Source organism: Devosia sp. UYZn731, assembly GCF_040546795.1.
In the GTDB taxonomy this organism is placed as follows: domain Bacteria; phylum Pseudomonadota; class Alphaproteobacteria; order Rhizobiales; family Devosiaceae; genus Devosia.
The window spans coordinates 127,469-142,810 of record NZ_JBEPOL010000008.1 but is presented as its reverse complement, the minus strand read 5'-3'; the positions used below and the strand labels follow the sequence as shown (position 1 = coordinate 142,810).

At 62.1% G+C, this 15,342-nt stretch carries 10 protein-coding genes and 1 pseudogene; 6 read left to right on the top strand and 5 right to left on the bottom strand.

Translation table 11 applies throughout. From position 1 onward, the window contains the following. The first annotated feature begins 111 nt into the window (after nt 1-111). The 3 genes and pseudogenes from ABIB57_RS19830 to ABIB57_RS19820 all read left to right on the top strand — a co-directional run. On the top strand, nt 112-1,599 hold the full coding sequence (locus ABIB57_RS19830) for a GMC oxidoreductase (protein ID WP_354042976.1): 1,488 nt from the start codon (nt 112-114) through the stop codon (nt 1,597-1,599). Nucleotides 1,600-1,637: 38 nt separating this feature from the next. After that, complete coding sequence (locus ABIB57_RS19825) at nt 1,638-2,696, top strand: Gfo/Idh/MocA family protein (RefSeq protein WP_354042975.1); 1,059 nt, start codon at nt 1,638-1,640, stop codon at nt 2,694-2,696. A gap of 454 nt (nt 2,697-3,150) precedes the next feature. Next, nucleotides 3,151-3,506, top strand: a pseudogene (locus tag ABIB57_RS19820) (transposase); the annotation flags it as partial. Nucleotides 3,507-3,623: 117 nt separating this feature from the next. Here ABIB57_RS19820 and ABIB57_RS19815 read toward each other — a convergent pair. Next, nucleotides 3,624-3,992: a VOC family protein gene (locus tag ABIB57_RS19815; protein WP_354042974.1), complete on the bottom strand. Its 369-nt coding sequence runs from the start codon at nt 3,990-3,992 to the stop codon at nt 3,624-3,626. 60 nt (nt 3,993-4,052) lie between these two features. Here ABIB57_RS19815 and ABIB57_RS19810 point away from each other — a divergent pair, with 60 nt between their 5' ends. Both ABIB57_RS19810 and ABIB57_RS19805 read left to right on the top strand, forming a co-directional pair. After that, the gene (locus ABIB57_RS19810) at nt 4,053-4,502 is read left to right on the top strand and encodes a MarR family winged helix-turn-helix transcriptional regulator (RefSeq protein WP_354042972.1); all 450 of its coding nucleotides are present in this window, start codon (nt 4,053-4,055) and stop codon (nt 4,500-4,502) included. A gap of 319 nt (nt 4,503-4,821) precedes the next feature. Then, nucleotides 4,822-8,766, top strand: a complete 3,945-nt coding sequence (locus ABIB57_RS19805; RefSeq protein ID WP_354042970.1) for an autotransporter domain-containing protein — start codon at nt 4,822-4,824, stop codon at nt 8,764-8,766. Nucleotides 8,767-9,085: 319 nt separating this feature from the next. Here the strand turns inward: ABIB57_RS19805 and ABIB57_RS19800 are convergent, their stop codons facing one another. The 4 genes from ABIB57_RS19800 to ABIB57_RS19785 form a co-directional block, all read right to left on the bottom strand. Continuing rightward, entirely contained in the window at nt 9,086-10,006 is a 921-nt protein-coding gene (locus ABIB57_RS19800) for a hypothetical protein (RefSeq protein ID WP_354042969.1), read from the bottom strand. A gap of 776 nt (nt 10,007-10,782) precedes the next feature. Beyond that, nucleotides 10,783-11,595, bottom strand: coding sequence for an ATP-binding cassette domain-containing protein (locus ABIB57_RS19795; protein ID WP_354042968.1), 813 nt, complete (start codon nt 11,593-11,595; stop codon nt 10,783-10,785). Further along, nucleotides 11,592-12,668: an ABC transporter permease gene (locus ABIB57_RS19790; RefSeq protein ID WP_299727551.1), complete on the bottom strand. Its 1,077-nt coding sequence runs from the start codon at nt 12,666-12,668 to the stop codon at nt 11,592-11,594. Before ABIB57_RS19790 ends, ABIB57_RS19795 begins: the two co-directional genes overlap by 4 nt. Before the next feature lie 93 nt (nt 12,669-12,761). Further along, the gene (locus ABIB57_RS19785; protein WP_502914437.1) at nt 12,762-13,793 is read right to left on the bottom strand and encodes a sugar ABC transporter substrate-binding protein; all 1,032 of its coding nucleotides are present in this window, start codon (nt 13,791-13,793) and stop codon (nt 12,762-12,764) included. Nucleotides 13,794-14,088: 295 nt separating this feature from the next. Between ABIB57_RS19785 and ABIB57_RS19780 the strand changes: the two genes are divergently transcribed. Beyond that, the gene (locus ABIB57_RS19780; protein WP_354042967.1) at nt 14,089-15,318 is read left to right on the top strand and encodes an ROK family transcriptional regulator; all 1,230 of its coding nucleotides are present in this window, start codon (nt 14,089-14,091) and stop codon (nt 15,316-15,318) included. Nucleotides 15,319-15,342 lie beyond the last annotated feature (24 nt).

Below are 15,342 nucleotides of genomic sequence, written 5' to 3'. Positions count from 1 at the left end.
GGAGGACGAAACGGTCGTTGCTAGCACGGCGTTAAATGTGCACTTTACGTACCAATAAAGTACCATTAATACCATTTCCATACCAGTTCAAAATGGGATGAGGGCCTGCCGATGCGTCAAGAATCCACAGATGTCGTCATCGTGGGCAGCGGCCCGACCGGTTCGGCCTATGCGCGCATCATCCGGCGCGACTGGCCGCAAGCGCGCATCCTGATGGTCGAAGCGGGCCCGCAAATCCTGCCGCAGACCGGCGCGCACCTGGACAATATCGTGGACCTCAAGGAGCGCGCCGCGCTGGAAATGCAGGCTCAGGGCGGCGATCGTACGCCGCGCCCCCCGATGAGCAAGGAGGAGTGGGAAGCGCGTCGCGCCGGCGGCTTCGATGCGTCCTATTTGCGCCGCTCCGGCCTGTTCATCGCCAATGAGGCCGATCCCGCCGAAAATCTGTTCGCCGGCTTTTCGGCCGCCAATGTGGGCGGCATGGGGACCAAGTGGTCGACCGGGACGCCGACCCCCTCGCAGGTGGAGCGCGTGCCGTTTATCCCGGCGGACGAGCTGGCCGCGGCCATCGTCGTCGCCCAGGGACTGCTGGGCACCAACACGAACCCCCACCCCAACGATCAGACCGCCATTGCCATGCGCGAAAAGCTGGGCGCGACGTTCAACCTGGGCCGTTTGCCTGACCGTTTCGTGCAACCTATGCCGCTGGCGGCAACGCCCGGTCCCAATGGGCTGCGCTACCACGGCACGGATGTGGTGCTGGGGCCAATGGTCGACGAACCGGCCGCTAGCTTCCAGATTTTGGCGGAAACCGCCTGCCGCCGCATCGTCTATGAAGGCAGCAAGGTTACCGGCATCGATCTCTGCAAGCCGGGTGAGGACGAGACTTGGTTCGTCGCTGCCGGCACCGTCATCGTTGCTTGCGACGCGCTGCATTCTCCGCAGCTCCTCTATGCGTCCGGTATCCGCCCGGCAGCGCTGGGCCGCTACCTGAACGACCACTTCATCATCTCGCAAATGGCCGAGATGCAGAATGAAGTGCCGATGCAGGCCATGAGCTGGATTCCGCCGACCAACGACTTTCCCTTCACCGTCACCATCCACCCGACAAGCCTGACCAGCATCACCCGCCCGGACGGTTTGACCGGCCAGCCCGTCGGCATGGGGGTTTTCTGCCCGTCCGATCTCAACCCCGACAATCGCGTGCTGTTCGATGAGACTAGGCGCGACTGGATGGGTCTGCCGGCGATTTCCATTCAGTGGCGCGAGTCTGAGGCCGACAAGGCGCGCCAGGAATATGCCAAGGCCACGGCGCGCAGCATCGCCGAGATCATCGGCCGCCCGGCGCCTGGCTTTGCTACCATCGTGCAGCCAGTTGGCAGTTCGCTGCACTATCAGGGCACGATCCGCATGGGCGAAACCGATGACGGCACCAGCGTGTGCGACCGCAACAGCCGCGTCTGGGGGTTCGACAACCTCTACGTCGCCGGCAATGGCGTCATTCCGACGATGACGGCCACCAATCCGACGCTGTACTCGGTTGCGCTCGCCACCTTCGGCGCCCGCCAGATCGCCAGCGAAAAGCGCGTAGTGGCCTAAGGGCCGCTCATCTCTCCTCAAATTGCGGGACCCTGCAAATGTCGGATCAGAAGTTGAAAGTGCTCGTCGTCGGCCTTGGCCAGATGGGCCGCAGTCACGCCATCGCCTATCACAACCATCCGGGCTTCGAGATTGTCGGGCTGGTCAACCGCTCGACGCGGCCCCTACCCGATGAACTGACCGGATATCCGCTGCGACAGGATTATGCCGACGCACTGGTGGAGTTTTCGCCCGATGTGGTGTCGATATCGACCCATACCAACACCCATGCCGATTATGCCGTCGCGGCGCTGGCAAGCGGCGCGCATGTGTTCGTGGAAAAGCCGCTGGCCGCCAATGTGCACGATGCCGAGCGCGTCGTTGCCGCCGCCAAGGCCAATGGGCGCAAGCTGGTGATCGGCTATATCCTGCGCCACCATCCGTCTTGGATGCGGCTGATCGAGGAAGCGCGCGGGCTGGGTGGCCCTTACGTGTTCCGCATGAACCTCAACCAGCAGTCCAGCGGCGCTGCCTGGGACATTCATCGGCAGATCATGCAGACGACATCGCCGATCGTCGATTGCGGCGTGCACTATGTCGATGTGATGTGCCAGATCACCGACTCCAAGCCCGTCGAAGTGCGCGGCATGGGCGTGAACCTGGCCGCCGGGCTGCCGACGGGCATGTACAATTACGGCCACTTCCAGGTGTTGTTCGACGACGGGAGCCTCGGCTGGTACGAGGCCGGCTGGGGTCCGATGATATCGGAAACCGCCTATTTCGTGAAGGACGTCATGTCGCCGGGCGGCTCGGTTTCAATCGTCATGGACGGGGGGGCAGGCTCCGCCGATATCAACGCCCATACCCAGACTTCGCGCCTGCTGGTGCACCATGCCGATACCGACGCGGCGGGCAAGTTGACGCGACCCGATGACTGGCTGGACATGCATGATGAGCCGGGGCACCAGCAATTGTGCGATCGCGAGCAGGATTTCGTCTATCGCGCGGTGACGGAGGATTACGACCTCAACCGCCACATGGACGACGCCGTCGCGTCGCTCCGCATCTGCCTCGCCGCCGACGAAAGCATCCGAACGGGCCAGCCCATCCGGCTTTGATGCGGTTTGGGCTTGCAGGTCGCAGGTAACGCGACGCCTTCTGCGGTCGGCTATTGCACTACCAGGGGCGTGTACGTAGACCGACTGGAAGCGACGAATGTTCGACGAATGAATGAAGCTATAGCTAAACAGTCGGACCTTATTGCGGGACGCTCGCGCGCTCATATCGCGTCGTTGTGACGGATGCCTTATGACCCTCCCGACATGCCCGAAGGCTGGTTTAGCCGCGGCGGCGGCACCCCTTAGTGATAGTTCAATGGGCCGCTTAGATTGATGTCCGCTTTTAGGAATTGCTCGCAGACGTCTGAACGTCCGAAATGGGGCACTTAGCCGACCGGCCGCTTCCTACCCGAGGCTGTGTGAAAACCCTTGAACATGATATGATCAGTCACTGCTGCGGAGGTGCCCCACGGGACGTTTCGTTGAAGTTGCTGACCCTCAGGAGGCGAGCTTTCTGCCGGCCGTCTCCAAGACTAAGTTGACCCCGACATCCCGGTCCGCGTGATCGACGCTTTCGTTGATGAGCTCGATATTGCCCAGATCGGCTTCGGGCGTGTCCAGCCGGCATCCACCGGCAGACCCGGTTACGCCCCGGGCACGATGGTCAAGCTCTACGTCTATGGCTATCTGCACCGTTTGACCTCAAGTCGGAAGCTGGAGCGCGAGGCCGGCCGCAATATCGAGTTGATGTGGCTGACCGGCAAGCTGGTGCCAGACTTCATGACCATCACCGACTTCCGCCATGACAATACCAGCGCGATCCAGGTCGCGTGTCAGCGCTTTGTTGCTATCTGTCGAGCCCTTGGCCTGGTCGGCGGCGACCCAGTTGGCCGGTCGCGCCCGTTACGAAAAGGCGGCGGTGGTTTTTAATTTGTACTTCGTGTGACAATCCTTTGTGCCAGGCGAACGCTTGGCAGCCTGTGCTTTTCATTGTTGTTTGGTGTGGAATGTGATGGCGTAGCCATCCGGGTCGCCGGATACGAAGAACCGACCGAACGGGCCCTCATTGAGGGGGGCCAGAATTTTCCCGCCACGCTGTAAGATCAGCTCATGCAGAGCGTCGGCGTCGTCACAGGCGATCCAGATCACAGCACCCGTGCCCAGCGGGCCGATTTCTGGAAGTGGACGAATAGGTTCGCGCAGTGCCAGAGCAATCGGGGAGGTGGTGAAAACGACCGCGCCAGGAGGATTGCGCTCCTGTGCGACGAATCCAAACACGTCCTTGTAGAATTCGGTAGATGCGGCGAGGTCGCGAACCTGCAGGGCGATAAAGGATGGCCCGATTGGCATTGTCATGGCGGATGCTCCAGTTTAGTATCAGGTTCCTTATATTTATATCAGGTTCCTGATATGTCAATGAGCAAGATGTCTCCTGAGAGTGGAGAGGCCTGGATCGGCTACAGTTTGAAAATCGCTCAACATCGCCTGCGGCAGCGGCTGGAGGCGGAGCTTGAGGGCACCGGCATATCGGCGGCGCAGAATGCTGTTTTGCTGGCGATTAGTCACAATCCCCGCATTTCCAATGCGGCCCTCGCCAGAGCCGCGTTCGTAACGCCTCAATCCATGCAGGGCATGCTCGTCACGCTTGAGCGCGATGACTTCATCACGCGAACACCGCATCCAGACCATGGTCGGATTATCATGACTGAGCTGACCGAAAGGGGCAGAACCGCCGCGGCAGCCGGTATTCTGGCGTCTGAGGCCGTGGAACGACATATGCTGTCGGGCCTGACGCCGGATGAAGCTAGGATGCTCGGCCAACTATTAAACCGGTGCGCCGACGCCCTCGACCCGGGCAACCAATGAGTAGTCGGATCTTGGCAGTCGTGCTCTGGCCGCAACACCGTTACTGACAGCTTTAATTTAGGTACGATTGTGATCGTTCGTTGAAGCCTGGAGGCGTTGATCGGCCCCGTGGTCGAAGGTAACACGGCCAGAGAGTGACGTGTCTGTTAGGCTCGGACGACGAGAGGTTTCTGTGAGTACCGGTGTTATTGAGTCTGCGGCAGAGGCTTCCATTGTTGACAGTTACGGTGCCCAATTATCGAAGTCGCTTAGCCTTGGATTTCGCGCCGTCCAGTTGGCGTTTGTAGGGTCGATATCCCTCGCGGTCCTGTCGCTCCTAATGGCTCCGATAGCGCCTACACCGGCATATGCCGAGGGCGGCGCATCTAGCGGCACAGCCGTATCGGGCGGTGCCGACAGTGTCTCGGCCCCAGGCGGTAACGGAGGTACGGATACGTCCTCCCCGTATCGCGGCGGCGGCGGCGGGGGTTCCGGCGTTGTCGGCGGAGCCGGTGGCGTTGGCTACAACAATTCGTCTCCTGCTGCCGCAGGCGGGGCGACAGCGGGCGCTTCAGGCGCGTCGGGCGCCGGCGATGCCGGTAATGGCGGCGGCGGCGGCGCGCATGGCTTCGTCGGGGTATTGCCGACAGGGGCCAGCAGTGGCGGTAACGGCGGTGATGGTGGGGCATCATCCGGCAACGGCGGCGGTGGGGGCGGAGCCGGGGGGTATGGCGCGGTCGTCACAGGCGACGGCACACTGACGACCGCAGTCACCGGGGGCAATGGCGGCAATGGCGGCTCCGGCTTTATCATGGGCAGCGGCGGCAGTGGGGGTGTCGGCCTGCTGGTCCAAGGCAGTTCGGCGCTGACAGTGGGAACTGGCGTCGTAGTCAGCGGCGGCAGCGGAGGAAGCACGCAGGATGGCGTGGGTATCTTCGGTGGTGCCGGCAACGGCGGCGCTGGCGGCAAAGGCATCGACGTCCGCAGCACCGGGCTCGTCCTGACCAATAACGGCAGCATCGTGGGTGGGAGCGGGCGCGTTGGCGGCAACGGGGGACCGGGGGTTCAAAACGGCCCACCCGGTACCGGCCCGCGGTATTCGGGCACTGACGGGGCGGGCGGCGCGGGCATAACAGGCGCGGGACTGACCATCATCAACAGTGGGTCGATCGCTGGCGGGCAAGGCTACGTGAACCGTGCCTCTACCCAGGCTAACGCGATCACCTTTACGGGAGGCGTCAACGCGCTGACGATTACGGCGTCATCCACGATCTCCGGCCGCGTCGATGCCTTTTCGACGAACGATACCTTCGGGCTCGGCGGGAGCGTGAACGCGTCGTTTGCGCTCAGCCAGCTTGGGGCGGCCGGAGCGGCGGTTCCGCAGTATCGTGGCTTCGGCATTCTGGAGAAGTCGGGGACGAGCACCTGGACTGTCACCGGCACGGCCTCGACGCCCCTGGCATATCGTGTGCTCAATGGCACCCTGGACTTGGGCGCAAGCAATCAAAGCGCGACATCCTTGTTGCTGACGGGAGGCACGCTGCGGAACGGGACGCTGACAAGCAGCGGCGTCTTCGATGTTCGAAGTGGCACAATCTCGTCCAATCTCGCAGGGACGGGATCGTTGACCAAAACCACGAATGGTACGGTCAGCCTGTCTGGGACCAATACCTATTCCGGCACGACCACGATCGGTGGCGGCATCCTGGAGGCCAATTCATCCGCGGCCCTCGGAGACGGATCTACGACGAACACTCTCATCTTCAATGGCGGAACGCTGCGCGCTACGGGCGCGATCACGTCCCTGGACGACCGGGGCGTGCAGATGCTCGGGGCCGGCACGCTCGATACGAACGGAAATGCGGTTAGATTCGGGGGCAATATTACCGGCGCAGGTGCCTTGACCAAGACGGGGGGTGGAACCCTGACGCTTTCGGGTGTGGGCACATCATACTATGGCGCGATCACTGTCAGTTCGGGCGCAGTGAACATCCAGAGCAGTTCGGCGCTGGGCAGCACGGCAGCCGGGACAACCGTTACGGCAGGCGCGGCGCTGGAGCTGCAAAATGACATAGCGGTCGGAACCGAGGCGCTGACGCTTGCGGGCCTGGGCGTTGGTGGCACCGGTGCGCTTCGCAACGTTTCCGGCGACAACAGCTACGGCGGCGCCATCACGATAACGGGAGACACTCGCATCAATTCCGACACCGGCTCGCTGGCGCTGTCCGGAGACATTGACGGCGATGCGGCCGGGCGCGTCCTGACCATCGGCGGGGCCGGTAACGGCACCATTTCGGGTATCATCGGCAGCAACATTAACGGTGTCACCAAGGACGGTCTGGGTGTCTGGGCGCTCACCGGCGCCAACACCTATGCTGGTGCAACCGCAATAACAGCGGGCACCTTGCAGGTCGGCGATACGGCGGCACTGGGTGATGGGTCGGCAACCAACAGCCTGATATTTAGCGGTGGTACGTTGCAGGCGGTCGGCGATATCACGTCGCCGAACACCCGCGACGTGATCCTGCCGGGCGCCGCAGTGATCGATACCAATGGTCATGCGGTTTCGCTGGCTGGCACGATAAGCGGCCTGGGAACGCTCACCAAAACGGGACTTGGTACCCTGACGCTGACCGGGACGAGCACCTATACCGGCCAGACGAGCGTCGATGCCGGCCGGCTTTCGGTGGATGGCGCCATTACGGCGTCATCGATAGTGGTCAACAATGGCGGGCGGCTCGGCGGCACCGGCACCATATTCGACGCGCTCATCAATACGGGTGGCACGCTGGCCGCCGGCAATTCCATCGGGACGCTGAACGTTTCGGGCGCGCTCACTATGGGGGCAGATTCGACGCTGGAGGTCGAAATTGGCTCAGGCGGGAATATGCCGGGCGTGCACAACGACCTGGTCGCGGTCGGCGGCGCGCTGACGATCGATCCATTGGCCAAGGTCCTTGTGAAGTCCGTGCCCACCGGCGAGACCGGTACGACTTATGAGCCGGAAACCACCTACACGATCCTGACTGCCAACCGCGGTCGGACGGGCACATTCAACTCGGTCGCCGACGACTTCGCCTTTCTCGACGCCTCGCTGGATTACGACGCCGACAACGTCTACCTCAGCATGAAGCGCAACGACCTCTCGTTCTCGGGTGCGGCGGCAACGCCGAACCAGCGGGGCGTAGCCGACGCGCTAAGCGGATTTTCCAGAACCGATCCCGCCGTCCAGGCCTTGCTCAACCTGTCCGAGCAAGATGCAAAGGCCGCTTTTGCTTCGGCGTCGGGTGATAGCCAGGCCGCGGCCCAAGCCGTGATTGGGCAAACGTTCGATCTGCTCGCCGGAAATCTCGGTTCGGGTTCGGGCGGCTCTGGTCGTGGCGTTCTCAGCATGCTCGATGCCGGGCCAGGCCATACTGGTATTGTCGAGGCCGAGCCGAGCGCATCCAGCGCCGCCTGGCTGACGCCTATCGCTGCACACGGTGTCATTGATGGCGATGGCAATGGCGCGGCGTCGGATTGGAGCACGGGCGGGCTTCTTGGAGGGGTCGAGCGGCAACTGTCGCTCGGGGGTGGAGATGCTGCCTTCGGCATTGGTGCCGGATTTGTCGCCACCGAGGTGAGTTCGCCGGCGCGCGAGACAACCAGCACGGTCCAGGGCGGACAGGTCGGAGCCTATGGCACATGGACGGATAGCGCGCTGGACCTGAGCGCACAGCTCACCTACGGCGCCAATTATGTGCACTCCTCGCGGGGCATTACCATCGGCGCCCTCAAGCGGACCGCAACGGCGAGTTACTGGGTACAGGGCGCCGGGATCGACATAAAGGCCGGCTATGGCTTAGCGCTCACCGATAGCCTGAAGGCCGGGCCTATTGCCGCGGTCGGTCTTGGCTGGTCGGGCCACAACGGTTTCAGTGAAACGGGCGCCGGCAGCCTCAACGGCAGCTTCGCGGCCAATGGCAGTTGGAGGACCGATACCGCTCTGGGCGTCGGGGCGAGCTACCAGCTCGATGGCGACGAGGGCCATTTCAAGGTTTCCGGCCGCGCGCTCTGGCTGCACAAGTGGGGAGAGGTCGTTGCTCAGCAGACCCTGACGCTTGAGGGGGGCGGTGGCGCCTTCACTGTGTCCAGTCCTGAAATCGGCCGCGACCGTATGGAAGTGGGCGCGGGCTTTCAATGGCAACCAACTGACCAATTGACTGTGTCGCTGGACTATACGGGGCGGTTCTTTGGAGGGCAGAGCGAGAACATCGCTAAGGTCGGGCTAAGCGCGGAATTCTAAGTCGAGGCGCCGGAAATCCTCAGAGGGAGTTCGAGCACTTTCGAAAGCTCACTTCCTTCCCCAGTGGGCGTGCAAAAAACCCCCAGCAACGCGGGCTGCTGGGGGCTACCCTTGGAAGATGTGATAACAACCGACAGGTGGCGCCAGTGTCTAGGCAATCACCTTAACGTCTCATGAATTCACCTAAGCTCGGCAGCGGATCGGATCACCTCGTCGCGGAGCCGGTCCATACCATCTCCCAAGTGCTCGATCTGTTCGTTGAGACGCTCCGTGGTCAGCACCGCGAAGCCGCTATCAGGATGCACCCGTTCGCGCTGGGTTACCGCGCAATAGCCTCCGGCTGCAGATGATGCTGCAGGAAAGCGAGCGCCACCGCGACCCATTCGGAATGGCCTTCGCGGAGCGCGTCGGTGGGATGCGTTGTGCCGTTTCGAATGGACAGGAACCCCATCTCCACCCCTGTCGCAACGAGCTGCGTCACCTGGCTCTTCGTGAGGCCAAAGCGCTCTGCCACCTCCGCGCGACTGGGAAAAGGCAGGCCGTCCATTTCGGCGACGAGCAATGACATTGCCAACAAAGTGCCGCCTTCCTTGTGACCAGAAAAATGCATGAACCGGGGCACCAACCTTTGCGGCTGAAGACCGGAATCGAACTCGCGACCGGCGCTACGAAAGAAATGGATCAGCAGGCGAGGATCACTTTTGAGATGCGCCGTCAGCGACAGACCAGGCATCAAGGTGTCCAATGCCACCGTCGCCGGCACCATCCACTGGTGAGGGAACCGCAGCATCCGGTCCGTCGGAGCATAGTGCCAACTGCGCCGATCCGATGGGTTCGGTGTGCGGGTCAGAAATCCAAGGTGCACGGCCAAAGCCAAGGTACTCTTGAGCACCCGGGGTGTTACCTCGCCACGCCTGCAAACCTCATAGAGCTCGCCATAGGTCAGTGCGCCATTGCCCCCTCTGACAAGGCTTTCGGCCCAGAGCGGAAAAAAGAAGTTGATGACTCGGAACCGGTCTTCATTGGCGATCAACTTGCCATAGGACCTCCCCGCCTCCCTGAAGGCGACGATATCCTTTGTGTAGCGTTTGACGGCTCCCTCGAAGTTCGGCAACGCCTTGAGGGTATGGGCCAAGTCACGAAGTTCGACGTCAGTTCGGATGGGCGCGAGCGGAGAAAATTCTTGCATGGCAAGATTCAACAGCATTCGTGCAAAATCGGCAATAAGCGGGGCGATCAATTCAACTCGGAAGCGGACCCAATTCCGCCGAAGCTGCCGCAGAGCTGGTGGCTCAGTGCGCCCGTGAATGACGACCAAGACTGGATAGATTTCGCACTTCGTCGAATGACGGTTCCAGGAGATTTGTCCGACTGTTATGTTTGTCTTGATTTAGGCCGGCGGCCGCTTGTGGTCGTGCCGCAGTTGAACGGCAGCTGTTCCTTCCCCGGGTCCCGGCAGCGGACAGATCGCCTAGTGTACGCTTTGTCGAATTCTGATCCGGAGGCGGACGGTCCGCGAACCACCCCATTATCGCCCTTGCCTCGTGTTGAGCGGACCGGCTGCTTTAGGAAATCGAAGAGTCTGTCTGAACGGCCGATTTGGGGCGCGGCGCTGCCCGGCCACTTACGACCCAAGCGTGTTGTCGTGGCGATTGATGCAATCGCCGCAGCGCTCCGCCGCAGCGATTTCCCGATATCCAATTGATGATCCAAGAGCGAGGGAGTGCCCGGTCATGCCGAGAGCTGTCAGCTTTCGCGATGCAGTTACCCAAAAGCAGACAGTCCCCTTTCCACCCCGCCGTGGCCAGCCCGCGCTGGTCACGCAAGAGTCCAGTCTACGAATTTGGTAAGCTCTGTCTGCCAGAATGGATCCCCGTGGTCGCCCACCTGTTCACTCAGTATGACGTCCGCGCCAACGGCACGCAGTGCCTCGGCCCAGCGGAAAGCATTTTCAAGAAAGAACCCGCGAAGGCGTTCTTTCGTGCACGGAAAGTGGATTTCCGCGCTCTGTGATTTTCAGATGTTGGGCGGCGGCATGGCGCCGGTCATGATCGCTACCGCGTCGGACATGGTGTGATTTTTTGGGTTGATCACCGCGATCCGTTTGCCCAATCGGTGGATGTGAATGCGGTCCGCGACCTCGAACACATGCGGCATGTTGTGGGAAATCAATACGATGGGCAGGCCACGCCGCTTGACGTCGAGCATCAGTTCCAGCACGCGACGACTTTCCTTGACCCCCAAGGCCGCGGTGGGCTCGTCCATGATCACCACGCGCGAGCCGAAGGCGGCCGCCCGTGCCACCGCCACGCCCTGGCGCTGCCCACCCGAAAGCGTTTCCACCGACTGGTTGATATTCTGGATCGTCATCAGACCCAACTCGCTAAGCTTTTCGCGCGCCATGCGGTTCATGCCGGAACGGTCGAGCAGCCGAAAAATATTGCCCAGCGGCCCCGGCTTGCGCATCTCGCGGCCTAGAAACAGGTTATCGGCGATCGACAAGGCGGGCGACAAAGCCAGGTTCTGGTACACCGTCTCGATCCCGGCCAGCCGGGCTTCCATGGGCGATTTGAAGCTGATGGGCGAGCCATCGAGCTTGATGACGCCGGCATCGGGGATCACAGCGCCGCACAGCGCCTTGATCAGGGTGGATTTGCCAGCGCCGTTGTCGCCGATGACCGCGAGAATTTCCCCCGGCATCAGCTCGAAATCGGCATTGTCGAGCGCCACCACCTTGCCGTAGCGCTTTTGCAGGCCCGTGGCTGACAGGATCGGCTGCGGTCCGGCAATCGGTGTGGCGGTGAGATTTGCGGCTTGATCGAGGCTCATGCTGAGATCTTTCTGATCCACTGATCGATGGTGACCGCGAGGATGATGAGCGCGCCAACGGCAAATTCCTGCCACAGCACATCGACGCCCGCGAGCGCCAGGCCGTTGCGAAACATGCCCACGATCAGCGCACCCAGCAGCGTGCCCACGATGGAACCGCGCCCGCCGAACAGCGATGTGCCGCCGATCACCACTGCGGTGATGGAGTCGAGGTTCGCCGTTTGGCTGCCCAGCGGCGAGACCGCGCCGACGCGGCCGATCAGTACCCAGCTGGCAATTGCGCAGATAAAACCGGCCAGCGTGTAGACGCCGATCAGCGTCATTTTCGTGTTGATACCCGCCAGGCGCGCGGCCTCCGGATCATCGCCGGTGGCGTAGATATGGCGCCCGAACGCAGTCCGGTTGAGAATGTACCAGACGCTTGCGGCGATCAGAATCATCAGCATCGATCCAGCCGTCAGCACCGCCCCGCCGCCGATCGGCACGCGCGCACCCATCCATTGCAGCATCGGCGCCACCGCCGCGATATCCTGGCTGCGGATGGTCTCCGAATTAGAGATGAAGATCACCATGGCGCCGTAGATCGACCAGGTGCCCAGCGTCACGATGAACGGCGGCAACTTGACCTGCGCCACCAGCACACCATTGATGAACCCGCACAAAATGCCGGTGCAGATGCCGATGACGAAGCTGGCTTCCACGGGCACGCCTGCCACCACCGACAGCCGCCCCATCACGATGGACGACAGGATCATGATGGCGCCGACGGACAGGTCGATACCCGCGGTCAGGATGATCAGGGTCTGGGCGATGCCGAGCACACCGATGATCGTCACCTGCTGCAGCACCAGCGACAGGTTGAACGGCGCGAAGAATTTGGAGCCGGCGGCAACCGAGAAAATGGCAATGCCGACAATGAGCACGATGAAGGGAATAGCCGTCGGATAGGCATGCAGAAAGGCCTGTAGCCGACGGATCGGACCAGGCGCGTCCTCATCGAAACTCGCTACACCCTGCTCAACGCCCGCCAAGCCTTTTTCGGCAATCGACGTCCCCGTCGCGTCATCGCTCATACGATCCCTCCCAGGGTTTATCCGAAACGCCCGCCTCGCACGCTTGATCCCTCCCCGCGCGGGGAGGGATCAGATCGTGTTGTCAGCGCACTCTTAGCCCCAGCAGAGCTCGGCGCCCTTGGTGGTGTCGATGGAGTCGACGCCCGCAACCGGTTTGTCGGTCACCAAAGCGGCGCCGGTGTCGAAGAAGTCGAGGCCGGGGGTAGCCGCCGGCTTTTCGCCCGTATCGGCGAACTTCTTGATCGCTTCCATCGCCATGGCCGCCATCTTGAGCGGATATTGCTGGCTGGTGGCGCCGATCACGCCGGCCTTGACGTTGGCGACTCCGGGGCAGCCGCCGTCCACCGAGACAATCAGCACCGAGCCGTCATCCTTGCCGATGGCCTTGAGCGCTTCGAACGCACCAGCAGCAGCCGGCTCGTTGATGGTATAGACCACGTTCACGTCCGGGCATTTCTGCAGCAGCGTTTCCATGGCGGTACGGCCGCCGTCCTCGGCGCCGCCGGTCATTTCATGGCCGCAGATGCGCGCGTCGTCTTCGTCCCCATACTTGTTGGGGTCTTTCACATCGATGCCGAAGCCAGCCATGAAGCCCTGGTCGCGTAGGTAATCCACGGTCGGCTGGTTCACTGCCAGATCGAGGAAGGCGATCTTGGCGTCGGCCGCCTTGTCGCCCAGCGTGCCCTTGGCCCAAGAGCCAATCAGTTCGCCCGCCTTGCGGTTATCGGTGGCAAACGTCGCGTCGGCGGCGCCGATCGGATCGAGCGGCGTGTCGAGCACGATGACCAGAAGACCCGCATCGCGCGCCTGCTGGATGGTCGGCACGATGGCGCTGGAATCCGATGGCACGATGGCAAAACCCTTGGCGCCCGAGGAGACCAGGTTCTCGATGGCGGCAATCTGGCTGTCATTATCGCCATCGAACTTGCCGGCGAAGGTGCGCAGCTCGATACCGAGCTCGTCCGCCTTGGCCTGCGCGCCCTCACGCATCTTGACGAAGAACGGATTGCCTTCCGTCTTGGTGATCAGCCCCACGACGGGCTTGTCCTGGGCATATGTCGCGGTGCCAGCCATCAGACCGAGCATCACCGCGCCTGCGGCCGCGACCTTAAAGAAACTATGCATGGTTTTCCTCCCAAAGGGTTCCTCGAGCGAACGCCCGCAGTTGACCTGCATTGGTGCGTTTCGCATCCGGCGTGCGGCGATGATGGGCTCATCGTCCGCTGCCATGCCCCATCATCAGCAAATCGCCTGCCCCCTGTCAATAAGTTAATCCAGTGGATTTATTAATTGACAGTGCGGCGGCGAAAGGTCTGATTTATGCCTTGGAGGAGACGCCAACCGGACGGCGCCAGTTGCATTTCGGCGCGATTTGCCGCCAATGGCGGATAGCTAAAGGCTTGGTGTCAAGGAGGAAACGGTGTCGTCTGCGCGCGCCAAAATTGGCCAGAAACGTTCGGACGGCTTGAGCCGTGGCACGAACCAGAGCGGCGTGCGCCTCTACAATGAGCGCCTCGTGCTGTCGCTGATCCGTCGGCATGGCAATCTGCCCAAGGCCGACATCGCCCGCATGACCGGGCTGTCGCCACAGACCATTTCCATCATCATGAACCAGCTGGAGGCCGATGGCCTGCTGACGCGGGGCAATGCCCAGCGCGGCCGTGTCGGTCAACCGTCGGTGCCCTACTCGCTCAATCCGGAGGGGGCGTTTGCCTTTGGGCTCAAGATCGGTCGCCGCAGCGTCGACCTCTACCTGATCAATTTTGTCGGGGAAGTGCAGGCCAAACTGCACCAGACCTATGCCTATCCGACCCCGCAAAGCGTGCGCGACTTCGCCATTGCCGGCTTGGCACAATTGCAGGCCGACCTGCCTCCGGACACTATCGCGCGCATCGCTGGGCTCGGTATTGCCGCGCCCTATGAAATGTGGACCTGGGCCGAGGAAATCGGCGCGCCGCTTGAGGATATCGAGGCCTGGAAGAGCGTCGACATAAGGGCCGATCTCGCGCGAATCTGTGCCTGGCCGGTGTATTTTTCCAATGACATCACGGCGGCCTGCGCGGCAGAACTGATGTTTGGCAACGGCGCTGACTATATCGATTATCTCTATGTTTTCATTGGCTCTTTCATTGGTGGCGGGCTGGTGCTCGATGGCCATTTGTTTCCCGGACGCACGCGCAATGCCGGGGCTCTCGGCTCCATGCCCGCCTATGCCGGCTCGCCCGAGAGATCGCGCCAGTTGATGAATGTCGCTTCGATCTATGTGCTGGAGCGCAAATTGATCGAGCAGGGCCGCGGTGCCGATCTTCTGTGGCAATCCCCTGACGACTGGGGTTCGCATCTGGGTCCGGTGCTCGATGACTGGATCGATGAAGTTGCCGAAAGCCTGGCCTATGCCATCGTCGCTGCGATCGCGGTGATCGATGTCGAAACCGTGGTGGTGGACGGCGCATTTCCCGTCAGCGTCCGCCAGTCCATCATCGAGCGCACGCATACAGCGTTGGATCGGGTCAATCGCCAGGGCCTATCGCCCTTCATGCTGGTCGAAGGCGCGCTGGGCAGCGGCGCGCGCGCCATGGGCGGGGCGGCGATCCCGCTGCTGGCCAATTTCACGCAGGACCGCGAGGTGCTGTTCAAGGAAAACGGCTGAAACCAGCGCTTCGTCGCCGAAATC

Coding starts and splice junctions, on each gene's coding strand:
- ABIB57_RS19825 (WP_354042975.1), top strand. CDS start 1,638: ATGTCGGATCAGAAGTTGAAAGTGCTCGTCGTCGGCCTTGGCCAGATG.
- ABIB57_RS19815 (WP_354042974.1), bottom strand. CDS start 3,992: ATGACAATGCCAATCGGGCCATCCTTTATCGCCCTGCAGGTTCGCGAC.
- ABIB57_RS19785 (WP_502914437.1), bottom strand. CDS start 13,793: ATGCATAGTTTCTTTAAGGTCGCGGCCGCAGGCGCGGTGATGCTCGGT.
- ABIB57_RS19830 (WP_354042976.1), top strand. CDS start 112: ATGCGTCAAGAATCCACAGATGTCGTCATCGTGGGCAGCGGCCCGACC.
- ABIB57_RS19790 (WP_299727551.1), bottom strand. CDS start 12,668: ATGAGCGATGACGCGACGGGGACGTCGATTGCCGAAAAAGGCTTGGCG.
- ABIB57_RS19810 (WP_354042972.1), top strand. CDS start 4,053: ATGAGCAAGATGTCTCCTGAGAGTGGAGAGGCCTGGATCGGCTACAGT.
- ABIB57_RS19805 (WP_354042970.1), top strand. CDS start 4,822: ATGGCTCCGATAGCGCCTACACCGGCATATGCCGAGGGCGGCGCATCT.
- ABIB57_RS19795 (WP_354042968.1), bottom strand. CDS start 11,595: ATGAGCCTCGATCAAGCCGCAAATCTCACCGCCACACCGATTGCCGGA.